The sequence below is a fragment of the Peribacillus sp. FSL K6-1552 genome (genome assembly GCF_038005205.1).
In the GTDB taxonomy this organism is placed as follows: Bacteria; Bacillota; Bacilli; order Bacillales; family DSM-1321; genus Peribacillus; species Peribacillus butanolivorans.
The window spans coordinates 1,554,119-1,579,722 of sequence record NZ_JBBOST010000001.1 but is presented as its reverse complement, the minus strand read 5'-3'; the positions used below and the strand labels follow the sequence as shown (position 1 = coordinate 1,579,722).

Below are 25,604 nucleotides of genomic sequence, written 5' to 3'. Positions count from 1 at the left end.
ATTATATGACATTACGGCTTCTTTGTCAATTTGACTAATCAGTATGTACTATTGTTTAATCATACAGTTTGATATACTAGAAAAAAAAGTTAAAGTAGTGACAATCATGAAAACTAGGCATAAATTTACCACATATCTGCTTATTGTTATTTTACCATTAATTATTCTATCTATCATTTTTTGGATGTACTTAGAACAATCCATCCATAAAGAGCGACAAGATCAAGCTGAATGGGTTGGATCAGTTTGTCAAGAATACATAGACGAAGTTATCAGTGAAACGAAAGAAAATCTGGAACTGCTAAGTCTTAGCAGTTCTGTTCTATATATGGAGGATAAAAAAACAAAACTCCTTATGAACTGGATTAAAGATACAGATCCGAGGTACGCAGGAGTATATTGGCTAAATCAAGATGGCATTTCTATTTCAGGGACAAATAAGGATTTCCTCCATTACTTTTTAATTGAACAGGATGATATAGACAAGGCAGTTGAAACCCAAAAAGCCGTTGTTGTTGGGAAGAGGGAGCTAAATAACTCGAGTTTTAATTATTTTACCATTTTCGCCCCTATTTTGGATAACGACAAAAAGGTTCAAGGTTTTTTATTGGCACATATTAGGTTGGATTATATAGAAAACGGTTTAAAAATGCTTCTCCCTAATCAATCGGTGAAACTAGAAACGAGCAATAAAACTCGCATTCTGGAGATAAATGCCGAAGGAGTTACTGGAAATTCAACATGGGTGAATGTCCCTTTGACTGAAGTAGGTTGGACTTTTTCCGTTAAAATGCCCGACCGGCTTAACACCATCAACATGAATGTTTTTTTAATTTTTGTCTTTTTCACATTCTTTATTACTCACATGATATATACAGTTGTGGAGGAACAAATCGTTCGTAGAGAGAAGAAAAAACAAGAGCAATTAAACGAAATGCAGAAAATTGATTTTGTCGGTACACTGGCGGCTAGTACTGCACATGAAATAAAAAATCCCCTCACCGGCATTAAGGGACTAGTCCAATTACTTGTTGAAAAACACCCTGAAGAACAAGACCAGTTTTATTATTCTGTCATCATGAAAGAAATTGAACGAATAAATAGCATTGTCAGCGAGTTTTTAATTTTAGGAAAACCCATAGTACATACTTTATCCTTATACGATATTCGCAGTATTATTGCTGAATTAAGACCAATAATAGAATCCGAAGCACGTTACTTAAATATTGAGGTGAAATGGAACATCGTAAAGGAACCAATCATGGTTTATTGTACAAAGGACCAACTCAAACAAGTCATTCTTAATATTACCAAAAATGGCCTGGAGGCAATGGAACTTGGCAAAAAGCTAACCATACAAATTTACAGAGAAAATGAAAAGGCAAAAATAGAAATCATCGACACTGGGCATGGGCTGAATGAAAAAGACATCAGTAAAGTGTTCGAGCCATTCTACACGTCCAAAAAAGAAGGAACTGGATTAGGTCTTTTCGTGTGCAAGCGAATTATTGAACTTTTTAATGGAACGATCGAGCTTACAAGTAAACCTTTAAAAGGTACAACAGTTATTATTAGTTTACCCCTATTAAATGACAACTTGGAGTAATACGATCATTTATGAGTTTATTTCTCATATGCTGGGCAATACGAACACTAACAATTGATTTAGACAAGGGTGTAATACATACAGAGCACACATGCGAACGAATGATTGGAATATGTAAGATTCTTATTTTAGAAAGAAGGAAATATACATATGGCAAGTATCACAGCAATTAAACCAGAACCGCAAAAAAAAGATATGACACTGAAGATCATGATTATCATAGGAATATGTCATTTAATGAATGATTCCCTTCAGGCCGTTGTACCGGCCATGTTTCCCATTCTTGAAAAATCAATGTCTCTAACGTATACACAGCTAGGGATGATTGCATTCTGCTTGAATATCGTCTCATCGCTTCTCCAACCTGCTGTTGGCTTTTATACAGATAAAAAGCCCCTTCCCTATGCATTACCTATTGGATTGACCAGCACTTTAATCGGGGTCATCGTTCTCGCACTTGCACCAAACTATACTATAATCCTTGGTGCAGTCATTCTAATGGGCTTTGGGTCAGCCATTTTCCATCCGGAAGGCTCCCGGGTTGCATACATGGCTGGAGGTCCTAGGAGAGGCCTGGCACAATCAATTTATCAGGTTGGTGGGAATAGCGGGCAAGCTCTCGCCCCTCTCATTACTGCCATCGTACTTGTTCCATTTGGTCAAAAAGGTGCACTTTGGTTTGCCTTAGTTGCATTTACAGCCGTTATGCTATTACTGTATATTGCCAAATGGTATTCTCAAAAGCTGGTGCACTTCAAGCCGAAAAAGGTTGCAGCTAAAGTAATTAATAAAGAGCGCTCCCATAAAGTGGCCAAAGCTCTGGTCTTAATTTTATTCATTATTTTTGCCCGTTCCTGGTATGTCTCTTGCATGACGAACTTTTACAGTTTTTATTTAATCGAGCAGCATTTATTCACGATAAAATCCGCACAGATCTTCCTATTCGCCTTTTTAGCTGCTGGGGCTGTAGGAACGTTTTTCGGAGGACCTCTTGCGGACCGGTTCGGCCGTAAAAACGTGATTTTCTTTTCTTTCGCTGCCAGTACGCCTATAACCGCTCTGTTGCCATTCGTCCCGCCTACAGCCGCCTTTATCCTATTATTGATCGCGGGATTTATTATTATGAGCAGCTTTTCAGTTACCGTAATCTACGCACAGGAATTAGTTCCAGGCAAAGTAGGAACAATGGCTGGCTTGACCGTCGGCCTAGCATTTGGAATGGGCGCCATAGGATCTGTTTCATTGGGGGCAATTGCAGATGTCATCGGAATCGCATCCATGATTAAGCTTGTAGGATTCTTGCCTTTGTTAGGAATCATCAGTTTGTTGCTACCAACTGATCTCACTCTAAAAAAATGGTATGCCGAAGAATAAAACACATAAAGAATTACAGTACTACCAAATGAGTTTTTCCTGGAACCTATTTTTATCATCTCAATACAATAAATTATTGTTTCACTCAGAAAACACACAAAAGTAACGATAAGTACCATACAAAGGAGAAATTTATGAGTGGAGTTTTATTAGGCAGCATCCTATCTGCTATGTCTACAGGGGCCGGTGCGTTACCCATCTTGTTCATTCAAGGTTCAATCACACATCGCTTTAGAGACACGCTTCTGGCATTTACTGCCGGTATTATGGTGGCTGCTTCGTTACTGAGCCTGATTCCCGAGTCTTTAGCCACTGGGGGGTATATTCAGCTTGTTATTGGGGTTTTTCTCGGGGTCATGACATTAACAATTATGGAGAAAAACATTCCACATATCGATCTCAGTCATACGAAAAGTGGCATTCAATTCGATGAAAAGGCTTTGCTTATCATTACAGCCATTACACTGCATAATATCCCGGAAGGTCTCTCTGTTGGGGTCAGTTACGCCTCAGATGCGGCTGATACGGGCAATTTAATTGCTTTAGCTATCGGTCTGCAAAATGCTCCGGAAGGTTTGCTTGTCGCCTTGTTTTTAATCAATCAAAAAATCGGAAAGTTTACGGCGTTCATCATAGCCACATTAACCGGTACCATCGAAATAATCACAGGCTTAATAGGTTTTTATTTAACTTCTTACATTGGTTTTTTAGTTCCATACGGCCTCGCTTTCGCCGCTGGTGCTATGCTTTTCATCGTCTATAAAGAATTAATCCCTGAAAGCCATGGGGATGGAAATGAGCGCACATCCACCTATTCCTTCATTGTCGGCCTATTGTTTATGGTTATATTATTGGAAATTTTATAATTCTCGTGCATTCATGGCTGGCCCTTTAAAATGAGTCAGCCTTTAGTTTTTGCATCTCAGACTAAAGTTGTCATTTAAGCCAGATACACCTATGAAGCTGCCTTCATACAAGTAACCACCTATAATTTTCTGTATATTTAGAAAGTGGTATAGTTATTGAACCCCTCAATCATAAAAGAATACTATGTACCTCTGTTGAGTTAACTTACTCCGACATATAAACCTAACACTCTAATTTCCCAACTAATTGAACTTTTCCTGCAACACAAAGAATGTCCTCAGAGCCTTCCTCTGTTCACTCCTCTGCAAGTTGTCCAAACTAAGAGAAAAATAAATATAAACTATCCCCTTATTTTTAATGATCTTTGTATCAAATCTTTTGAAATCATATAAGCTGACAGCACATCACAACGTCCATCAATCTCTTAAAACAAAGCAGCCCTGCTTCTCTCTCCGCATTTAAATATTTGTATATATTCCATCCTTGTTCTTATGTTTCCTTAGTTCATTACTAACAGGATTGAAAAAAAATATATAAACCATATGAGAGTTTACTCCCCTTTATTTTTTTCCATTTCTAATATACAAAGTCATTTCATTCAGATCCATTTAAAATGTAAAATCATCATTAAAGGGCTTCTGTACAATAACAACCATTTCTTCTCGTTTATTTCTCACTTCAACTGACGAATGATGTTGAAGGATTAAATACTCATTTATCAGTTTATCAAGTTGCTCGCTTTGGCGAAGGGTATACTCATGACTCATCCCATACATTTTTGCCAACTCCATCATTTCCCAACGCTTCATTCGAATTTCAGAACAAATTTCCGTAGTACTCCTAGAATTCATAACAACACTCACTACTCCTGCCCTTTTAAAGTTACATTATAATAATGAAGTATTACAAAATATGCCTTATATGTAAATAGATTCGCAAAAAAAGACAAAACTTCTTAAATTGCGATAAAGCCTGACCCTTCAGCGGACATGATATGACGGGAATTTCTTATCATAATCTACTTGTTTTGATTTAGGATCCTAAGTCTTAAATCGTTTTTACATACTACTAACTCTGAACCCCGAGCCAATATTATTCATATTTAATTTTCACTGTTTTGCTACTTGCTAAAATACTTCGACAGTTTACCACCATAGCAAACTAGAACGAAATTATCAATAAGTAATAAGTTAATAGAGTGCCTTAAAGAGATTCATTCACCTCAAGGAAAGATAGAACTTCATTAACAAAATGGCAAGCAATAACCGTTGGATTTTACATTAAACCTGTAAATCTCAATTAGATTCTAAATTTGAATCCTCCGTTAATTTCAATGAAATTAGCGTTGAGGTATAAAATTCAAAAAAGGAATCCATCGAAGAGGGATTCCTTCTTAACATTCAGACTTACTTATGCTTTCTGAAAAAATAACAAAATAGGGGAAGAAAATTCATCTGCTACTCTTCAAATTGCAAGCTACCTATCTTCATCCTCCTGTTTAACTCTCGAATGGTAAATATATATGAAAGCTAGTCCCCTTCTCAACTTTACTCTCCACTTCGATATAGCCCTTATGTTCCTCAATAATTTTATAGCTAACCATAAGCCCCAGCCCTGTCCCTCTATCCTTTGTCGTATAAAAAGGTTCACCCAACTTTTTCAGCATTTCCGTCGAGATTCCCATCCCTTGATCGATAATTGATATACAAACGTACTTCTCGGAAAATCTTCTCGTCTTAATACGAACAGAACCACCATCCGGCATGACTTCCAATGCATTTTTAATAATATTAATAAATACTTGTTTTAGCTGATTTGCTTCGCAGAAAACAGTAAACTTTTCTTCTTCAAAGTTCGTCTCAAATTGAATATTTTCCAGTAGAGCTTGAGCGGCAAGCAACTCAAGCGTCTCCTTCAGAATTGTATGAACATCTTGTTTGAAAAATTTAAGTGCTTGAGGCTTTGCCAACACCAAAAATTCAGTGATTATGGTTTCAATCCGCTTAATTTCAGAGGTAATAACATGAAAATATGTAGAGAAATCACCCTTGACACCATCCTCAAGCAATTGGATGAATCCTTTTAAAGCCGTCATTGGATTCCTAATTTCATGGGCAATCCCTGCAGCCAGTTCACCAACAACATTTAAGGTATCTGATTTCCGAATTTGCTCCTGCATTTCAAGATTTTTACTCACATCACGAAAAATGGTTAAATGCAGGCTCGAATATAAATTTTCTCTAGTTAAAAATTCAATATGCTTAACTCTTCCATTTTCAAACATTATCGGGATGATAGATGAGTAAACCCCATGTTTGTAGACTTTTTCAATATGAGCGTTCAGATCAGCTGCATTCCCAGGTATTTTTTCAATAAACTCCTTAACAGTTAAAGAAAGAAGTTTATCCTTCGAAATCCCCAAAATTCCCTGTCCCGCCTCATTAATGTCTGTAAACCCTTTATCATTCCATAAAATCAAGCCATCTAATGTTCCCTCAAAAATTTTCCTGAATTTCTTTTCACTATCCCGTAATTCTTTCTCAATCAGCCAGCGCTCGCTGACATTCCGAAAGATTGTCACATTATAACCATCACCTTCATGTTTTTTTGCAGTTAATTCAAGTAATTTAATTTGATGATTCGGCATTTTATAAATCAGTTCACCCCTGACCTGGGTGTCTCTTTCAAACGTATCCATCATCTGATTAAAATGTTGATTATTGCTGTAGACATATTTCCAAATATAACTGCCTATCAAGTCTTCCCTACTAGACTCAAATATTTTACAGGCTGAATGATTTACTCGAAAAATGATACCGTCATCATTCCAAAATATTATCGCATCCATTGACTGGTCAAATAATTCTGCAAAAATCCTTTCGCTCGTCTCTAACTTCTTTTCCATTAAATTCGATTCAGTAAGCTTTCGAAACACCGACATATATAATTCATTTCCGACTGTCGAACTAAGTGAAAAAACAAATGGATGTGGCTCATCATGAACTATTATCTCTACCTCTCCTCTGAAGTTCGACTCACTGAAGACTCTTCGAATACTTTCTTCCCAATATGACTTATATTTTTGGGAAATGAGATCCGTCATATTTTTTCCGACAATATCCTTTTTCGGAATGCCCAGGACATGGATAAATGCATGATTCACTTCTATGATTATTCCTGAGCTATCAAAAAGCACGATGCTCTCAATGGCTGTATCAAAAATGTCCAAAAACATCTGCCGTGACATTAATGTTTCCCGGGAGGATGAAACATCCAATGTCACATCCTCCAAACGATAAATTTGCTGTCCTTCGGAAGGCGCTCCAATACGCAAAAATTCAATTTGCTTTAGCGCTCCTGTATGAAGCTGAATCATTTTCTTTTCTCTTTCCTCGCTACTACTTTGTGAGCCGAATTCTTCTTGAGTCAAAGGGATGACCTGAAGAAAATCAGTTAATTTCAGTAATTTCAGCTGCTCTCTCGGTGTTTCCAACAGAGTACAAGCTGCCTCATTCACATAAGTGAACCTTAGTTCCTCATCTACCCAAATATAGGGCTCTAACATGGAATTGAAAATTTCGTTATATCTTTCAATCTGTTTATTTAATTTTATAATTTTTTGTTTATATCCCGTTTCATTCTCATAACCTATATTCATATTTACACCCCTTATTCAAAGACCAATACTTACCCAACTTTATTCGACAACTATCTTAAATCTCCTCGGTATTTTCAAAAATCAGTAAAATCATATTACCATTCAAAATCCAAAATTTTACTTTATTTTAAATTATAGTATGTTGAATCGACTAATACTTAGAGTTAAGCTTATTTTAAGAATGATTTAATAAAATTACTAATATGAGATTTAATTCTATGGATTAAGGGTATATAAATAACAATGCTTTCTAGCTACCTTAAAATTTATTAATGGAGGCAAATATGAAACAACGTGATTTTTTCTTTGATAACGCCAAGTTCATTCTCATGGCCTTTGTCGTCTTTGGACATTTACTAAATACGTATATACACGACAGTGAAACAATTTACGCTCTATATAAAACCATTTATTCCTTTCACATGCCTGCTTTTATCCTTGTTTCAGGGTTCTTTGCAAAAGGTTTTTATCAAAAAGGGTATTTAGCTAAAATTACAAAAAAATTAATTTTACCTTACATTATTTTCCAATTGATATATACCGTTTACTATTATTTCTTATATGAACGTACTGCCATCACAGTAGACTTGCTTGATCCTCAATGGTCGCTTTGGTTCTTGATCAGTTTATTCTGTTGGAACATCATGCTACTTGGTTTTTCAAAGCTAAAGCCTTCAGTAGGCATAGGTTTATCTATTTTAATCGCTTTATTAATTGGGTATATTGACAATATCTCCAATTACCTTAGTCTCTCAAGGACATTCGTTTTTTTCCCGATGTTTTTAATCGGTTACCATTTAAGCAAAGATCATTTAAAAAAGTTATTCACACCCAAAGTTCGTTTGGCTTCACTTGGTGTCATGTTAGTGATTTTTATCGGCTTTTATTTAAATACCGATATCAATTATAAATGGCTGCTCGGTTCGAAACCCTATGCCGAGCTTGAAGATGCGACAATCGTGTCCATGTTTAAGCGACTGGGATTTTATGGTTTGAGCATAATTTCAGTGTTTAGCTTTCTATCCTTCATCCCACGCGGACAATATTTCTTTACCAATTGGGGTAAACAAACTTTATATGTGTATCTGCTGCACGGCTTCTTCATTCGTTTCTTCCGTGAAAGCACCATACAGGACTACTTCAGTAATACAGAGAGTTTTATCATGCTTGCCGGCCTCTCATTCTTGATCACTGTGTTATTGTCAAGCCAAATGATTGCTACAATGGCTCAGCCAATTATCGAATTGAAAGCAACCAAAACAAAACGTTTCATGACTAAAACAAAAGAGTATATTAAACAAGCATTTTGAAAAAAACGGATAAAGCAGTTTCTGCTTTATCCGTTTTTTCAAACATAATTCCATACCAACTTACAAGCCAAAAGCAAAGGCAATAGATTCTCCTTCATTAATAATAACGCATTTTTCAAATCGAGCAGGCTATGGTAAAATTACTCGTTAGTGCTTGTTGGCTTAAAAAGACATGTACACGAAAGGAGCCAGGCGTTTCTTTTACGCCCTTTAACATGAATATAATAATCAGTACTCTTAACGCAAAATACATCCATACATCGCTATCCATCCGATATTTAAAAGCTTATGCTCAGCCAGATTATGATGTACAGCTGGCAGAATATACGATAAAAGACCCGATTATGAACATCGTAGGCGACCTTTATTCCAAAAAACCTGATGTCATCGGGTTCAGCTGCTATATTTGGAACATCGAGGAAACAATGAAAGTCGTGGCAATGCTGAAAAAAATCAATCCTGAATTGGTTATCATTCTCGGCGGACCTGAAGTCACATATGATGTTGGTGAATGGCTTGACCAGATTCCCGGAGCTGATTTTATCGTAATTGGCGAAGGAGAAGTTACTTTCAAAGCACTTTTATCTGAAATTGAAGGTGCTAACGATTATAAAAAAGTCGGTGGGATTGCCTATCGACAGGATGGAAAAAAAGTTATTCAGCCACAGAATGGCAAGGTGGATTTGAAATCCCTCCCTACCCCTTATCGATTGGAAGAAGACCGCCACGAGCTATCCAAACGTGTCACCTATATCGAAACAAGCCGTGGTTGTCCGTTTAGCTGTCAATTTTGTCTTTCATCTATCGAAGTAGGTGTCCGGTATTTTGATCGGGAAAATATCAAAGAAGATATTAGGTACCTTATGGAAAATGGTGCAAAAACTATTAAGTTCGTTGACCGTACCTTCAATATCAGCCGGAGTTATGCAATGGATATGTTTCAATTTTTAATTGACGAACATCATCCTGGAGTGGTTTTCCAATTCGAAATCACAGCGGACATCATGCGTCCGGAAGTTATCCAGTTTTTGAATGATCATGCACCAGCAGGGTTGTTCCGATTTGAAATCGGCGTACAATCGACGAATGATCATACAAATGATTTGGTCATGAGAAGACAAAATTTCGAAAAACTAACACGGACAGTCACCATGGTCAAAGACGGTCAAAAAATTGATCAGCATCTTGACTTGATTGCTGGTTTGCCTGAGGAAGACTATCATTCATTCAGGAAGACCTTCAATGATGTTTTCGAACTAAGGCCCGAAGAAATGCAGCTTGGTTTCTTAAAAATGCTGCGTGGTACAGGCCTACGGATACGTGCCAATGATCACGACTATATTTACAGTGATCATGCTCCTTATGAAATTCTTGGGAATAATGTTTTGTCCTTTGACGACATTGTCCGTATTAAACAAGTTGAAGATGTGCTTGAAAAATACTGGAACGATCACAGAATGGATCATACGACAGAGTTTCTGGTTGAATCGGTGTTTAATTCACCATTCGACTTTTTCCAAGAATTTGGTACCTTCTGGGATGAACAAGGCTGGTCTCGAATCGGACATCAACTTGAAGACTTGTTCCGTCGATTACAGCAGTTTTTATCTTCCAGAGAATCAGCTGATTTAAAAACCATTATCGGACTCATGAAATTGGATTATTTCATGAATCAAAAATACAAACCACGTAAACCATGGTGGGATGCTTCTCTTGATAAACAAGGGCGCAAAGAGATTTATGAAGAAATTCTAAACAAACCTGAACATCTTGGATCTTCTTTCATTGCCTTGGGACTAAATGAAAAAGAAATTCACAAACACACATTACTTGAAGAACTTCCCTTTGATTTAGAAACATATTTAGCAGATGGAACAATTGTTAATAAATCATCGATTATGCTTGCTTATTTTGATCCTAGCGGAAAAGGCTCATCCATTTTTTCTCTTTCAAAATCTGATAGCATCATTTTATAATGAATAAAGGACGGATCCCAAAAAGGATCCGTCCTTTATTCTCTATTTATTTTCACGTTTTTTATTTTCTGTAGACAATATTTCATAGATCTTGGATGCATTCATATCACCACTGAATTCCATTCCAAATTCCGTTCGTACAATTTCTTCAACCCGTTTTTCTTGAGAGTTGCGTTTGTTTTTATCCATTAACTTCTACCTTTTCTGCCTTGCTTTGAATTACGGTTGGCACCTTTCATGGCGTTTTCTTCAACTGCGAATTCATTTGAATATTCCTCTACTGCTTGGTTTTTCTTTGGCGTCGTACTTGCTTTGATTGCTCCATCTACATTGGCTTTCCGTTTCATGTTCATTCCACCTTTTTTAAAAAGTTTTACCTTTTTAGAATGGGGTAATTCCGCTTAAAATTATTCAGGGATAATATATGGGTAGTCGAGTAAAATAACCCTAAAACGAAAGGGAGATACTTTATGAAAAGAAAATTGGATAATCCAATAATGGATGATACCCAACCTCACCAAATTAACGCACCGAGCTTTAAAGGTACCGGGATAAAACCGCAAGCTCCTTTTGTTAATGAGTATGGAGTCGTCATTGGGGACAGCAAATATGCATCAGAAAACTCACCACTCGAAAATTGGAGCGAAGATACAGACCCAGAAATCATGGCTGGAGACGAATGGATACACCCAACTAATGATATTGGATGGAACTCAACTGAAAACCGCGAACTGTTAGAGGCAAAAAGAGCCCCACATGCCCCTTTCATGCATCCTGATAAAGATGTGAGTATTAAAACGGATTAAATGACTCACAAGTCATATAGCCAAAATTCACTAGTAATACCCACATAAAATAAGGGTGTCCCCGGTAAGTCCGGTACACCCTCCTTCCTTATTTAACCTGCAAAATCAACTTTCCTTTTGTTTGGCGGGAGTTCATTTCTTCATGTACATCAGCAGCCTGTTCAAACGGATAAATACCTCCGATAGTCAGCGTTAGCTTACCTGACGCTACGTAAGAAAAGAGCTCTTTGATGCTTGGTAGCAGCAAATCTGGTTTTTTCATAATCTGCGGCAGGAAAAAACCTACCACAGATTGATTACGGCGCATTAAAACCTGTGGGTTCATCGTATATGCCTCACGGCTAGCATTACCAAAAACAACAAGTCGGCCAAATGGAGCCAAACATTTCAGTGTTTTATTGAATATGTCTCCACCAACCATTTCCAGTGCGACGTCGACACCCTTTCCTCCAGTGGCTTCACGCACTTCCTGCTCCCAACCTTCATTGGTGTAATTGATTAGAATATCGGCCCCCAGCTTTTTAGCTAGCGCCAGCTTTTCCTCAGTACTTGCGGTGGCAATTACTTTTCCAGCCCCGAAGATTTTGGCAAGCTGGACCGCAATCGTTCCAACGCCACCTGCAGCTGCATGGACAAGCACCGTTTCACCCTGTTGCAGGCGTCCCATCGTTTTTATAATGTGATAGGCACTTAACCCTTGGAGCGGTAAGGCAACAGCTTCATGGAACTGAATCACATCAGGAAGAGGAATTGCAGAGAATTCATCCGATAAGGCATATTCGGCATACCCTCCCGCTTCAATCAGACTCACGACCCTTGTCCCCGGTTTGATTTTGGTTACTTCTTCACCAACCTCCACCACCACTCCAGCTATTTCCGCACCTGGTATGAAAGGTAGTGGTGTAGGAACCACATATTGCCCTTCCCTTCTCGCTGTATCGGCATAATTAACGCCGACACAGTCAATTTCAATCAGCACTTCATGTCCAGTTGGCACCGGCTTTTCTTTATCAGTCATTTTCAGTACTTCCGGTCCACCGTATTCTTCAAATTGAATGGCTTTCATCACTGTCCCCCCTTGTTAGTTTCCAGTAAATTCAGGTTTACGCTTTTCTTTGAATGCCGCAACTCCTTCTAGATGATCTTCTGTAGACGCCATCAAGGTTTGGGTAATTCGTTCCTGTTCGAGCATTTCATCTAGTGTAGCCGTAAATGAATGACTAACGAGTTTTTTCATCATTCCAAATGCCTTTGTCGGTCCATTGGCAAGGTTGTCAGCAAGTTTCAACGTTTCTTCTTCTAGTTGATTTAGTGGAAATAAATAATTAATGACACCTAACTGATATAAGCGCTCGGCCGAAATCGGTTCAGCCGAAAAGAAGAGCTGCTTTGCAAGATGAGGACCTACTAATTTTGGTAAAAAGTACGAACCTCCTCCGTCTGAAATCAAGCCCACCTGTGAAAAACTCATAGCAAATTGACTATCATCCGAGGCCACAATTAAATCGCATGCGAGTGCCAAATTGAAACCAGCTCCTGCCGCAAATCCATGAACTGCAGCAATAATAGGAACCTCAGAAGAATCCATCGCCAAAATGCAATCATTCATTTTACCAACATGATCATACAATTGTCCTGCCGAGGCTTGCCCCATCGACTTAACGTCTCCTCCTGCAGTAAAAGAACGTCCAGCCCCTTTGATGACAACGGCCCTTATATGAGGCTTGTGCTTAACATCGGTAATCGTTTTCGTTAAGTTTGAGATCATATCTGGGCTAAAGGCATTCAAGCTTTCAGGACGATTCAAAGTCACGATTAATACATTATTATTTACTTCTGTTAATAAGTGTTCTTTTAACATTTACCCATCCCCTTTTCTACTTAATCAACCAGCCGCCGTCGACCAAAATGTCGGTTCCTGTCATATAGGAAGCTTCCGGCGAAGCAGCAAACGTAATGACATTACTAATTTCCTCCGCTTTACCCACTCTTTCCAGGGCCGTGTTCCGTTGAATGGACTTTACGAATTTTTCATTCTGCAGACCATCCTCTGTTAAGGGTGTTTCAATAAACCCAGGTGATACGGAATTGACACGTATGCCAACTCCAGCTAATTCCAGTGCTAGAGATTTAGTCAAACTGATTACTCCTGCTTTAGCGGAGCTGTAATGTGGGATAAATGCTCCAGCTTGATGTCCTGAGAGTGAAGCAACATTCACGATTGCCCGGTTAACGGAGTCACCATTCCCATTTCTAGCACCTTCTTCCATCACTTTTCCTAAGTACTTCGAAACAAGAAAGACACTTTTTAAATTGACATCTTGAATCATATTCCAATCATCTGTAGAGGTATCCAAAAGCTTCGAGGATTTCGATCCACCTGCGTTGTTGATTAAAATATGAAGATCCCGATATTGTTCTTTTACATACAGCGCCAACTCTTTTATATCTTCCTCCTCCGTCACATCTGCAGGAAAAATATCGGCCACTGGAATTGTGTGCCGGGCATTGATTTCAGCAGCTACTCCCTTCAGCTTTCCTTTCGTCCGGCCCACTAATAAAACCTTTGCCCCTTCGTCTGATAAGCGCATTGCTGTAGCCTTTCCAATTCCAGATCCTGCACCTGTTACCACCGCTATTGACTGTAAAAACCTCATTCCTTCACCTCTTCAACTGGATTTGATAACATGTTATTACGTTTCCTGCCTTTTCAATTCAGCTTCGATTCTCCCATCTATCAACTCAGGAACAAGATTTATCGAACCTTTTTGAGAAGCCAATTTCAAATCATCAATCAAGTCATGTTTATCAAACAGCTGCCCGACATGTGATGATTGCAGAATATCAAAAGTATTGTCGGCATTCGTCTGATAAAAAGTGCAAGCAGCAATTGCTGCATCATTCAGACTGAACGTTCCTTGTGCTCCAGTAATCAAGCACTCTATCAAATGACCTGCTCCGTAAAAGTCTTCCAAACTAAATTCACCCGAATTCCCCGAACAAACGATAATAATCGTTTCGGTCTGATGATCTTTTTTTATTTTTTCAGCAACAGAGGGATTATTTAACAAGGACGCTATATACACCTTTTTGGCTGCAGCAGAGTTTCTCAGTGCAACCGTCCCATTAGTCGTAGATAATACAAGCGTTTTATTGAGAACTAATTTACTCAAAAGCGTCGGACTCGGATACATGAATCCATCAACCGGCTTAGCCTTAAGTTCTCCTGCCAATAAATAATCCTCATGATCCAATTCCTTGCTTCTCAATAGGGCGTCTACAGGGTTAAGGACAGGAATTACTTGTCGGGCTCCATTATGAAGAGATGAAATGATAGTTGTAGTCGCTAATAAAACATCCAGGATGATGGCCACTTTCTCTCCTTCTAAAAGCTTTTCCCTATCTATCTCTTCTTTTTTTAATAGCAAATGTATGTTTTGTATATGTCCCATATTCTCAAGCTTCCTTCGCCGCAACATGAGCTGCATGGGTGATTAAGCTTTTGACCGTTGTTCCAAGTTTAGAAAAGCGGAGATCATTGGTCTGTCCTTTTTTATAACGGTAATAGATTTGCTGAAGGATGACAGCTAACTTAAAGTATCCAAAAGTTAAATAAAAATCGATGTTGGAAACATTCCTGCCACTTCTCACTGCATAGGCTTCAATAAATTCTTGTCGGGTCAGAAAACCATCCAAGGTTGTAACTGACGCTTGTCCCAAACCAAATTTAATCAATTCTGGGTCACTGCTTTCAGTCCAATAGCTCAAAGCAACTCCTAAATCTGCCAGCGGATCGCCAACGGTGGCCATTTCCCAATCAAATAATCCTACCATTTCGCTTAGGTTTTGGTTAAACATGGCATTATTAATCTTGTAGTCATAATGGATAATGGAAGTTTGGCTATACTGAGGTATATTCTTTTGCAAATAATCGATAAGTGGCCCTACTTCTTTGATTTCATCTGTCTTTGCCCGCTCATATCGGGAAATCCAACCGTGTACTTGTCGCTCGATAAACCCTTCAGGCTTGGAGATTTGCGCTAATCCCGTTTTCTCATATGGAATTGAATGGAGGTCAGCAAGCTGATTAACCATGACATAAGAAAGCTGACGACACCTCTCTGAAGTCGGTTCGACTCCTTCGGGAAACTTAGAATCTATTACAACTCCATGTTTTCTTTCCATTAGAAAAAAGGGAGATCCGACGATTGAATCATCATCCGAAAACAGTATAGGTTCAGGAGCTGCTTGAAAATACGGGTTGATTGATGAAAGAATATGGTGTTCCCGTTTCATATCATGTGCCTTTGGAGCAACAGGACCAAGCGGCGGTCTCCTTAATACAGCTTCCCACTCTCCCATCTTCAACTGATAGGTCAAATTGGAATACCCTGTAGAAAACTGTTGCAGTTCTAACGGTTCATTTGGTAGGTCCAAGACATTTTTCCTCAGAAAATCTTCTAATGTACTTAAATTCAGTTCCTCACCGGAACGAACAGGAATCGTATCATCAACCAATTTCCTTCACTCCTTTATACTTTAGTGAATCTAGGTATGAACAAGATGTGAGATAAGCGTATCTTTTATCATTACAGGAATAGGTTCACTTTTCTGTTCAGTAAAATTGAAACAAACTAAGACCGCACTCCCCTTTGCAATGGCCTCTCCAGTTTGTGAACAATAGATGTCATGGACCATTTCACAGCTTTTCGTGCCTACCTTTGTCAAATATGTCCGAATAGTTAAAAGTTGGTTAAAATACCCCTGAGAAATAAAATCGCATTTTGTGGAAGCAAGCAAAAAGTTCCACTTTTCGACATTTGTTGCTAATCCCAACGCTTCAAAAAATTTCATGCGGGCTTCTTCGAGGTAAATAAAATAACTTGTGTTATTGATATGGCCCAAGGCATCCGTTTCTGAAAAGCGGACGTTAACTTTTAATTCATGCATTATGTCCCTCCTTGTTTTATCGATGTAAGAAAGCAGGTTTCCGCTTATCTAAGAATGCTGAAACTCCTTCTTTCACATCTTCAGTTTGGAAGATTTCTTCAAAAAGATTTGTTTCAATCTCTAATCCTTGTTCAAGTGTCGATTCGCTTCCTTCATTTATAGCCTTTTTAATTCTCGAAAGCGCCTGAAGTGAATGTCTCGTCATACGTGAGGCTAAATTTTTTGCCTCTGTTAACCCGCATCCCTGCTCGACGACTTTATTGACGAGCCCTATCTTTTCTGCTTCTTTTGCATTAAGTGAATCACCGGTAAAAATAATTTCCTTTGCTTTTGCATTCCCAACAAGTCTAGACAAACGCTGTGTACCCCCAGCTCCTGGAAATAAGCCTAATTTCACTTCCGGCAGGCCGATTTGCACCTGTGCTTCGGCTACCCGCAAATCGCAGGCCAGAGCTAGTTCGCATCCGCCTCCTAAAGTCATACCGTTTAAGACAGCAATCGTCGGTTTAGGAAAATGATCAATTTTATTTAAGATTGCATGACTTTCCCTTACAGTTTCTTTCATATTCGGATTTCCCATCATTTGTGGAAATTCTTTTATATCCGCACCTGCAGCAAATGCAATATCGCCTGCACCAGTAATGAGTACTGCTACCGTTTCATTATCTTCTTCAAGCTCAGTAAATACTTCCAACAAACCCTTAAATACATTTTTACTGATTACGTTTAATGGAGGATTATCAATGGTTACAATAGCAAGCTTATTTTCCTTTTCCACTCTCACAAAATTTCTCATTTTTTCACTCCTTTGTTTGGATAGTCATACCAGCCCTTACCTGTTTTCCGTCCTAGATGTCCTTGTTTCACCTTTTCTTCAATACAAACATTTGGTTTATCTTCAGGATTTCCAGTTTCGTCATATCGCTGTTGCATGACGAAATAACTTACATCAATACCTGATAAGTCCATCAGTTCAAACGGGCCGATTGGATGGCTTAATGCTTTTCGACAAATTAAATCGATATCCTTGTAATCAACGATTCCTTCTTCATACAGAAATAAGGCTTCACGCTGTAGTGCACCTAAAATTCGATTGGCAACAAAACCTGATATTTCTTTCCGTAATAAAATGCCTGTCCTGTTCATTTTCTGAGTTACTTCCATTGCAAGCTTTGCTGTTTCTTCAGATGTTTGATCACTCATGACAACTTCAACACAATCCATTACTAAAGGTGGAAAAAAGAAATGCATATTAATAAACTTATCTGGACGATTTGTCACACCCGAAAGGAGACTATTGACGATAGTCGAACTATTAGTCGCAAAAATTGTTTCTGCTGGTGCCAACTCCTCTAGTTTGGCGAAGACTTCCTGTTTCACATCAAGCTTTTCTACAATCGCTTCGATGATAAGATCCGCCCGGCTTGCCGCCTTTTCCAAATTGGTAGTATATTGAAGGCGACTGAAGGCTGCCAGTTTACGATCTTCAGTCAATTTTCCTTTTTGGACCCACTTAGCCAAAATATCTTCCAATTTTTCCTTAGCTGTTATTAAAGCATTTTCTTGAACATCCTGGAGAACTGTCTCGAATCCTCCAAGTGCTGCAAGCATCGCAATCTGATGCCCCATCTGGCCGGCTCCAATTACGGTTATAGAATTAATTTGCTTGTTCGGCATAACGTCATTCCCCCTTCTACTAACTAGTTAGTATGTAATTTATCTTCCTGCTTCAATTCCCTGTAAAATCATTCCCATAAAAATCCTTGCCACTTCCTGATCTGTTTTTTCCCCATCTGGATCAAACCAATGATAGCTCCAATTGGCCACACCCAAAATCGCAAACGAGATGATAGAAGTATCGAGATTGGAGCGAAACTCTCCGCTCTCGATACCTTCTTTAAGCAACTGCTCAATTCTATTACGGAATTCATCACGCTTAGGAAGGATCTGAGCCAGTTTTTCTTCACTTAGATTTTTCATTTCACGAAAAAAGACCGTAGCGCTTGATTTTTTTGTTTTGATACTCTTTAAAAGCATATAAACCATTTCGAAAAGCTTATCTTTGCAGCTTTTTTCAAGAATCTGAATGATTTTTCCCTGCTCATTTAGGAGCTCATCTATGTAAGCCAGATGAATATCCATAAGCAACTGTTCTTTGCTCGTAAAGTAATAATAAAACGTTCCCTTCGTCACACCAATCGATTCAACAATATCCTGAATAGACGTCTCACTAAAGCCCTTCTTTTCGAATAAACGTATGCTATTTTCTGTCATTTTTTCTTTCATGTAAGCATCCTCGCATTCTGTTTAAAATTTCAGGTGAATTGATATCATACGCTTTCGTATTATCAAGCTAGATTATTTTTTAGAAAATTCTTCTCTTAAAGCTCGCCTTAAAATCTTTCCTACATTTGTTTTCGGAAGCTCTTCACGAAATTCTACAAGTTGCGGGACCTTATAGGCCGATAGGTTTGCACGGCAATAATCGATGATTTCCTGTTCGCTTGCCTTCTGATTACTTTTAAGAACAAGCACTGCTTTAACGGACTCTCCTCTATAGGTATCCGGAACTCCGATAACAACCGCTTCCTGAACAGCTGGATGTTCATAAAGCACTTCTTCTACATCACGCGGATAAATATTATAGCCACTTGCAATAATCAAATCTTTTTTCCTGTCGACAATATAGAGATACCCGCCTTCATCAACCTTGGCAATATCACCTGTATAAAGCCAGCCATCCTTCAGAGTCACCGCCGTTTCCTCAGGCATATTCCAATAACCTTTCATAACTTGCGGTCCTTTGATAATTAACTCTCCCATTTCACCCGTAGCTACTTCCTTTGTTCCGTCTCCTAGATCCACCACTTTATAATCAGTGGAAGGGAAACCAATCCCGACACTACCGGGCTTTCTTTCAGCAAATATAGGGTTACAATGCGTTGTTGGGGAAGCTTCCGAAAGACCATAGCCTTCCATTATTTTCGCCCCTGATTTTCGTTCAAACTCACGAAGCAGTTCCATCGGCATCGGGGCACTCCCGCTGTTACAGACCCGAATCGAACCCATACCGTATTCTTCAGCCTTAGGGTGGTTCGTTAACGCGACGTACATAGTAGGTACACCAGGGAAAATGGTAGGCTGTTCACGCTTAATTGTTACTAATACTTCCTCTATTTCAAACCGTGGCAGCATAATTGAATCACCCGCAATATACACCGATAAATTCATTGCAGACGTCATTCCAAACACATGAAAAAGTGGTATGACCGTCAACGTTCGTTCACAACCTATTTTTAGTTCATGCTTGAAGAACTCATAAGATTGAACTACGTTAGCCAGAATATTGCTGTGTGTCAACATTGCACCCTTCGAACGTCCCGTTGTGCCTCCTGTATACTGAAGTACGGCTATATCATTTCCCGGATCAATTGTTACTGGAGTAATGTTGCCATCGCCTGTTTTTATAAATTGATCAAATGTAATATCAGGTTGGAAATCTGCATCAGATGGTTGGAGGCTGACTACAATAATATTTTTCACATTTACATTCTTTTGCACACTTTTCACTTTTGGATATAGTCCGTCTAACACTACAATTGTTTCGGCACCAGAGTCCTGTAAAATATGCTGCAACTCTCTTTCAACCAACATTGGATTGATTTGTGTAATAATGGCACCTGTAGTCAATGAGCCGTAGTAAGCTATGACGTATTGCGGACAGTTAGGGAGCATTATTGCTACACGATCACCCTTTTGGACACTCATTTGTTGAAGAGCTGAAGCGAAAGCTTGTGATGCAAAGAAAAGCTCCTGATAAGAAATCTTTCGACCATAAAAAGTAATTGCTGTATTGTTTGGATAGGACTGAAATGTGTTTTTAAGGATCTGCTGCATCGGAAACTCAGGAACTTTTATTTCCTTAGGTATTGAATCAGGATACATTGACAGCCACTTTTTTTCATTCATCATTACATACCCTCCAGCCATATTTAATTACTTTTCATTACATTGCATGCGAACCCCCATCAACAATTAAGATATTCCCGGTCACATAATCGGAGGCTTTCGAGGCTAGGAAAATCGCAGCCCCTTTTAAATCATCATCACTCCCTAACCTTTTAAGCGGAGTGGATTCCAAGATAGGATTTTTCCCTTTTTCAAGAACACCTCTGGTCATTTTTGTCGGAAAGAATCCAGGTGCTATCGCATTTACATTAATATTATGCTGGCCCCATTTAACGGCTAAATCCTTTGTTAAGGTAATTACCGCCCCTTTGCTCGTATTATAGCCGACTGTATCAAGGACCCTTGGATCCGTCCCGCCCAGTCCCGCGACAGAAGCAATGTTTATGATTTTTCCATACCCCTGTTCGATCATGATCCTACCTACAGTCTGACTCATGATGAAGGTTCCAGTCACATTTACATTCATTACCTTCTGCCAGGCTTCAAGGGGCATTTCAACGGCAGGAGCTCCCCAGGATGCCCCGCTATTATTTACTAAAATATCTATAGATCCGAATGCTCTGTAAGTTACGTTCACTACTTCCTGTACATCTACCGGGTTGGTAATATCACATTTGATGGAAAGCGCCCTCACTCCCAGCTTCACGATATGCGATGCAACTTCATCACATGCCTCCTTTTTTCTGGAACAAAGAACCACATTGGCCCCTGCTTCGGCAAAGCCTGTCGCTATTTGTTCTCCAAGCCCTCTTCCTCCACCTGTAATAATCGCTGTCTTTCCGGTTAAATCAAATAGGTCAGTCGCTTTCATATTTTCACCTCGTGCTTTTGGTGTTTGCGAAGTTCAATTTTAGCGATTTGCGAACGGTGTACCTCATCCGGACCATCGGCAAGCCTCAATGTCCTGGCATTTGCCCAATGAGCCGCAAAAGGGAAATCATCAGATATACCTGCTGCGCCAAACCCTTGGATGGCACGATCCAGCACTTTTAATGCCATGTTAGGTGCAACCACTTTTATCATGGCAATTTCCGCCTTCGCTTCCTTGTTTCCTACAGTATCCATCATATAGGCAGCTTTTAAAGTCAAAAGCCTGGCTTGCTCAATTTCAATACGGGAATCTGCCACCCATTCCATAATCACACCTTGTCTCGCCAAAGGTTTTCCAAAAGCGACACGATTTTGAATGCGCTTACATAATTCTTCAAGCGCTCTTTCTGCAGCTCCGATAAGCCTCATACAGTGATGTATTCTTCCAGGTCCGAGCCTTCCTTGAGCAATAGCAAACCCTTTCCCTTCACCCAAAAGAATATTCTCGCTTGAGACCCTCACGTTTTCAAAAGTTATTTCAGCATGTCCATGAGGTGCATGATCATAACCGAAAACAGGGAGCATTCTCTCAATTTTGACTCCCGGTGTATCCAGCGGTACGAGAATCATAGATTGTTGTTCATGCTTAGAGGCGTCTGGATCGGTCTTACCCATAACAATAGCAATTTTACATCGTGGATCACCAGCTCCAGAAGACCACCATTTCCGACCGTTTATTACATATTCACTACCGCTTTTTTCAATTCGGCACTCAATATTGGTTGCATCAGAAGATGCCACTTCTGGCTCTGTCATTGAAAAGCATGAGCGGATTTCCCCAGCAAGCAACGGCTTCAACCAGCGCTCTTTATGTTCATCAGTACCATAACGAACCAATACTTCCATATTCCCAGTGTCAGGCGCATTACAGTTAAAAATTTCGGGTCCTATCATCGATCTTCCCATAATTTCACAAAGCGGCGCATATTCAAGATTGGTTAAACCGGCTCCATAATTGCTTTCCGGTAAAAATAAATTCCAGAGTCCTTCTTCCTTTGCTTTCGCAGTTAATTCAGATAAAACCGGCGGTATTTCACTCCAGCGGCTTTTCTGTTTTTCGAGCTGCTTATGATACACCGATTCATTTGGGTATACGTATTTCTCCATAAATTCTGTTAACTTCTTTTCTAGATTTTTTACTTTTTGTGTATGTTCAAAGTTCAAATTAATTCCTCCCTTTCAACTCACTAACCGGTTAGTATGTTAACTTTCTTTTTACAGTATACAACTATTTTTCCTTTTTTTTCAATAATTAAATAAATTAATTTCCTGCTAATCCACTTCCTTGCTTCAGAACATCCATATCTCTTGGTTCAACCATCGGGAAGACACAAACGATTTTCGTACCTTTTTTTAGTTCGCTAGTAATGAATACTTTACCACCATGTTTCTCAATGATTTTAAAACATACTGAAAGTCCTAATCCTGTTCCCGTTGATTTCGTAGTGAAGAAGGGTTCACCAACTTTTTGAAGAGAGTTTTCTGGAATCCCCTCCCCCTCATCCAAAATGCTTATATAAACTTCATTGTCTTTTTCATATATATTCACAAAAATATTTCCGCCATCTGTCATCGATTCAATGGAGTTTTTTATAAGGTTTATAAGTACTTGTTTGATTTGATTTTCATCACAATAAATATAAATCGACTGTTCATGATAATTTTTATGAATTTGAATATTATTAAGTACGGCATTGGTTTCCAACAAAGTAATCACATGATTGCAGGTTTTTTTTAAATCTTTCTTAAGAAACTCCTCTTCACTTGGCTTTGAAAGCAGCAATAGTTCATTTAGGACTTGCTCGATTCGATTAATTTCCGAAAAAATAATGTCATAGTATTCCTGTTTATCGGCACCCCCGTCTCTGATCAGTTTTACAAAACCTAAAATCGCTGTCATGGGATTTCTAACTTCATGAGCAATCCCTGCAGCAAGTTGGGCAGCCGTAGATAATTTACTGGAAGTAATCGCTAAATTTTCATTCAGACTTACAAGCTTTTCCTCTGCATGCTTCCGTTCATTAATTTCTGATAATATTCCTGCCGTTCCGATGAATTTCCCTGCCTCGTCATGAATTAATTTGACAAATGCTTCGACCCAGGTCGTCTCCTTTTTCGAATTATTCAATTTAATATCCACACGAAAATATTTTTTTCCTTGATGAAAGGATTCTGCAAACGTTTTCAATACTTCTTGATACGAAGTATTATCCATACTTTTAGAAAAGTGAAGCCCGAGAGTTTCGTTAACAGTAGCACCACTCATCAATTTCCAGGCAGGATTTAAATATAGCCATTTTCCTTTCTCATCTGTTTGGAATATAACTTCATTGAAGCTATTGACCAATTCTTTCGAGTACTTAGAGAAAATTCGATAACGCCCTTCACTATCCTTCAATAACTCAATCATTTTTCGGTTTTTATCATAGGTAGCGCCTAATAACCAAGCTATAGATACAATTGCGACTATATATATTCCTGCAAAGGTGGAAACTTTATGTACTTCAATATACATCCATCCTATAAATGGCAATATTAATATAAAAAATAGTACAGGAACAAAAATCCTTCCAACGTATTTCTTTATTTCCTCCACCTCCTTACCAAAATAATAAAAAAAATATTCGATTAAATTCCAGCAAGTTAGGATTTGAATTTAGCATACACCTTACATTAAAATGGTAATTAATTATCTTATAGGTACATTTCAACATAATTACTTCGATTCCTGCAAACAACTCAAAAAACCTTTCCACAATGGAAAGGTCTCTGATATAGCTAAAACATTATCCAATAATGACGCGTTCTTTTGGATAATGGTAATTCTCCGTAACTTCTTTATGACCAATGATATAGAGAAGGGACGTAATTCCGACCCGGCCAATAAACATGATAATCATAATTACAATTTTACCGATATTACTGAGTTCGGGAGTGATACCCATTGAAAGACCCACAGAACCGAAAGCCGAACATACTTCAAAAATGATTTGCATCAAAGTAAAATTCTCAGTGATTGCTAAAATGAATACTGCCATAATGCATAATAGGGACCCCATGATCATAACTGCTGTCGCCTTACGAATATCATCAGGATGAATCTCGCGTTTGAATACTTTAATAGATCGCCTTCCCCTCATAAAATTCCATAAAAAGAGAATCATTATAGCCAGGGTGGTTGTCCGGATACCTCCTCCCACTGAACTAGGAGATGCCCCAATAAACATCAAGATGCTCATCAATAAAAGGGTGGGTTCCGAGAAATCGCTCACATTCATCGTTGTTAGGCCACCGCTTCTCGTATTCGATGACATAAATAGAGAGTAGAAAAATGATTCATGCCAGCTCTTATCTTTAAAAAAACCGTTCATCTCCAGCAGGAAGATAAGGATAGTTCCCCCAATTATAAGGTACAAGAAAGTGACTGATGTCAGTTTTGTAAACAAAGAAAAATGAAACTTATAAGTTCGTGCACTATTGGATAAAAATTCTTTCAACTCAATTAAAACCGGAAATCCAATAGCTCCAAGGGTAAGAAGGATAATCGTGATAAACTGTACAAAATAATCGCCTTTAAATGGAATCATTGAAGTACCGGTAATATCAAAACCAGCATTCGTGGTGGCACTTACGGCTAAAAATAAGCCATTTAAAAAGGCTTCTTTCCAGTTTGGATAATAATTCAGAAAATAAATGCCTAAAACAAGAGCTCCAATCATTTCAATTACGACAAATATCTGAATGATTTGAATCAATAATTTAACAAGCCCCGAAAGATTCGATTGGTTTTGATCGGTCATGATCAATTGTCTTTCCTTCAAGCCGATTTTCTTACCCAAAATCAACCAGAAAAAGGTTCCAAGTGTCATTATGCCAATACCGCCAAATTGGAGAACAAACATTAGAATGAAATAGCCTACCTCATTAAACACCTCGGGCAGACTAACAACTGTTAGGCCTGTCACACTAACTGCACTTACGGCTGTGAATAAAGCATCCATGAAACCCCATTCTACACCTGGCCTTATAGCAATGGGCAGACTCAACAGTACGGTAGAGATACTGACAGCTAAAAAGTAATAACCGACGATAAGCTGTGCTGGTGTTAACTTTGCTAATAGTTTTTTGATAGCAAACATACAGAGTTTTCCTTTCTTACTCCTTTATAATTATGTGAATCACATAACCATTAAAAATCTAGTGTACCCTTTTTTCATT

General features: G+C 38.6%; 24 protein-coding genes. 6 read left to right on the top strand and 18 right to left on the bottom strand.

The window, feature by feature from the left end; translation table 11 throughout:
- Positions 1-106: 106 nt before the first annotated feature.
- The 3 genes from NST21_RS07615 to NST21_RS07605 all read left to right on the top strand — a co-directional run bounded on the left by NST21_RS07615 (position 107) and on the right by NST21_RS07605 (position 3,846).
- A complete protein-coding gene (locus tag NST21_RS07615) occupies positions 107-1,606 on the top strand; it encodes an ATP-binding protein (protein ID WP_340888570.1) in 1,500 nt (499 codons plus the stop codon).
- A 150-nt stretch (positions 1,607-1,756) separates the two neighbouring features.
- Positions 1,757-2,980: an MFS transporter gene (locus NST21_RS07610; protein ID WP_056530645.1), complete on the top strand. Its 1,224-nt coding sequence runs from the start codon at positions 1,757-1,759 to the stop codon at positions 2,978-2,980.
- Between the two features lie 134 nt (positions 2,981-3,114).
- Positions 3,115-3,846, top strand: a complete 732-nt coding sequence (locus tag NST21_RS07605) for a ZIP family metal transporter (protein ID WP_340888568.1) — start codon at positions 3,115-3,117, stop codon at positions 3,844-3,846.
- A 609-nt stretch (positions 3,847-4,455) separates the two neighbouring features.
- On the opposite strand, the gene NST21_RS07600 is transcribed toward NST21_RS07605, so the two are convergent.
- Positions 4,456-4,698, bottom strand: coding sequence for an aspartyl-phosphate phosphatase Spo0E family protein (locus tag NST21_RS07600; protein WP_053345125.1), 243 nt, complete (start codon positions 4,696-4,698; stop codon positions 4,456-4,458).
- 647 nt (positions 4,699-5,345) lie between these two features.
- Positions 5,346-7,505 (bottom strand): PAS domain S-box protein, encoded by a 2,160-nt coding sequence (locus NST21_RS07595; RefSeq protein ID WP_340888566.1) that lies wholly within the window; start codon positions 7,503-7,505, stop codon positions 5,346-5,348.
- Positions 7,506-7,789: 284 nt separating this feature from the next.
- Here NST21_RS07595 and NST21_RS07590 point away from each other — a divergent pair, with 284 nt between their 5' ends.
- Both NST21_RS07590 and NST21_RS07585 read left to right on the top strand, forming a co-directional pair.
- Positions 7,790-8,815 carry an acyltransferase family protein gene (locus NST21_RS07590; protein ID WP_340888565.1) on the top strand — a complete coding sequence of 342 codons (1,026 nt, stop codon included), beginning with the start codon at positions 7,790-7,792 and terminating at the stop codon, positions 8,813-8,815.
- Positions 8,816-9,030: 215 nt separating this feature from the next.
- On the top strand, positions 9,031-10,791 hold the full coding sequence (locus NST21_RS07585; protein ID WP_340892476.1) for a B12-binding domain-containing radical SAM protein: 1,761 nt from the start codon (positions 9,031-9,033) through the stop codon (positions 10,789-10,791).
- 42 nt (positions 10,792-10,833) lie between these two features.
- On the opposite strand, the gene NST21_RS07580 is transcribed toward NST21_RS07585, so the two are convergent.
- Together NST21_RS07580 and NST21_RS07575 are read right to left on the bottom strand one after the other, a co-directional pair.
- Complete coding sequence (locus NST21_RS07580) at positions 10,834-10,980, bottom strand: hypothetical protein (protein WP_169787512.1); 147 nt, start codon at positions 10,978-10,980, stop codon at positions 10,834-10,836.
- The gene (locus tag NST21_RS07575; protein WP_056530653.1) at positions 10,980-11,138 is read right to left on the bottom strand and encodes a hypothetical protein; all 159 of its coding nucleotides are present in this window, start codon (positions 11,136-11,138) and stop codon (positions 10,980-10,982) included. Before NST21_RS07575 ends, NST21_RS07580 begins: the two co-directional genes overlap by 1 nt.
- 123 nt (positions 11,139-11,261) lie before the next feature.
- Between NST21_RS07575 and NST21_RS07570 the strand changes: the two genes are divergently transcribed.
- The gene (locus tag NST21_RS07570; RefSeq protein ID WP_056530656.1) at positions 11,262-11,597 is read left to right on the top strand and encodes a DUF3905 domain-containing protein; all 336 of its coding nucleotides are present in this window, start codon (positions 11,262-11,264) and stop codon (positions 11,595-11,597) included.
- An 88-nt stretch (positions 11,598-11,685) separates the two neighbouring features.
- Here the strand turns inward: NST21_RS07570 and NST21_RS07565 are convergent, their stop codons facing one another.
- From NST21_RS07565 to NST21_RS07500, 14 genes are all read right to left on the bottom strand, one after another.
- Complete coding sequence (locus tag NST21_RS07565) at positions 11,686-12,663, bottom strand: quinone oxidoreductase family protein (RefSeq protein WP_056530659.1); 978 nt, start codon at positions 12,661-12,663, stop codon at positions 11,686-11,688.
- A 15-nt stretch (positions 12,664-12,678) separates the two neighbouring features.
- Positions 12,679-13,458 carry an enoyl-CoA hydratase/isomerase family protein gene (locus NST21_RS07560; protein WP_201181663.1) on the bottom strand — a complete coding sequence of 260 codons (780 nt, stop codon included), beginning with the start codon at positions 13,456-13,458 and terminating at the stop codon, positions 12,679-12,681.
- A gap of 16 nt (positions 13,459-13,474) precedes the next feature.
- Positions 13,475-14,254 (bottom strand): SDR family NAD(P)-dependent oxidoreductase, encoded by a 780-nt coding sequence (locus tag NST21_RS07555; RefSeq protein WP_340888562.1) that lies wholly within the window; start codon positions 14,252-14,254, stop codon positions 13,475-13,477.
- A gap of 36 nt (positions 14,255-14,290) precedes the next feature.
- The gene (locus NST21_RS07550) at positions 14,291-15,049 is read right to left on the bottom strand and encodes a 2-phosphosulfolactate phosphatase (protein ID WP_340888561.1); all 759 of its coding nucleotides are present in this window, start codon (positions 15,047-15,049) and stop codon (positions 14,291-14,293) included.
- Between the two features lie 4 nt (positions 15,050-15,053).
- Positions 15,054-16,115 carry a phosphotransferase family protein gene (locus NST21_RS07545; RefSeq protein WP_340888560.1) on the bottom strand — a complete coding sequence of 354 codons (1,062 nt, stop codon included), beginning with the start codon at positions 16,113-16,115 and terminating at the stop codon, positions 15,054-15,056.
- A gap of 30 nt (positions 16,116-16,145) precedes the next feature.
- Positions 16,146-16,547, bottom strand: a complete 402-nt coding sequence (locus NST21_RS07540) for an acyl-CoA thioesterase (protein WP_340888559.1) — start codon at positions 16,545-16,547, stop codon at positions 16,146-16,148.
- A gap of 16 nt (positions 16,548-16,563) precedes the next feature.
- A complete protein-coding gene (locus NST21_RS07535; RefSeq protein WP_340888558.1) occupies positions 16,564-17,343 on the bottom strand; it encodes an enoyl-CoA hydratase/isomerase family protein in 780 nt (259 codons plus the stop codon).
- Complete coding sequence (locus tag NST21_RS07530; protein ID WP_340888557.1) at positions 17,340-18,224, bottom strand: 3-hydroxyacyl-CoA dehydrogenase family protein; 885 nt, start codon at positions 18,222-18,224, stop codon at positions 17,340-17,342. The genes NST21_RS07535 and NST21_RS07530 overlap by 4 nt, the downstream gene beginning before the upstream one ends.
- Positions 18,225-18,263: 39 nt before the next feature.
- Entirely contained in the window at positions 18,264-18,833 is a 570-nt protein-coding gene (locus tag NST21_RS07525; RefSeq protein ID WP_340888556.1) for a TetR/AcrR family transcriptional regulator, read from the bottom strand.
- Positions 18,834-18,905: 72 nt separating this feature from the next.
- Positions 18,906-20,516 (bottom strand): long-chain-fatty-acid--CoA ligase, encoded by a 1,611-nt coding sequence (locus NST21_RS07520; protein WP_340892475.1) that lies wholly within the window; start codon positions 20,514-20,516, stop codon positions 18,906-18,908.
- A 37-nt stretch (positions 20,517-20,553) separates the two neighbouring features.
- Positions 20,554-21,327 carry an SDR family oxidoreductase gene (locus NST21_RS07515; RefSeq protein WP_340888553.1) on the bottom strand — a complete coding sequence of 258 codons (774 nt, stop codon included), beginning with the start codon at positions 21,325-21,327 and terminating at the stop codon, positions 20,554-20,556.
- Complete coding sequence (locus NST21_RS07510) at positions 21,324-22,550, bottom strand: acyl-CoA dehydrogenase (RefSeq protein ID WP_057213375.1); 1,227 nt, start codon at positions 22,548-22,550, stop codon at positions 21,324-21,326. The genes NST21_RS07515 and NST21_RS07510 overlap by 4 nt, the downstream gene beginning before the upstream one ends.
- 97 nt (positions 22,551-22,647) lie before the next feature.
- Positions 22,648-23,901, bottom strand: coding sequence for an ATP-binding protein (locus tag NST21_RS07505; RefSeq protein ID WP_340888550.1), 1,254 nt, complete (start codon positions 23,899-23,901; stop codon positions 22,648-22,650).
- Positions 23,902-24,172: 271 nt separating this feature from the next.
- Positions 24,173-25,525, bottom strand: coding sequence for a TrkH family potassium uptake protein (locus NST21_RS07500; RefSeq protein WP_340888549.1), 1,353 nt, complete (start codon positions 25,523-25,525; stop codon positions 24,173-24,175).
- Between the last annotated feature and the right edge of the window lie 79 nt (positions 25,526-25,604).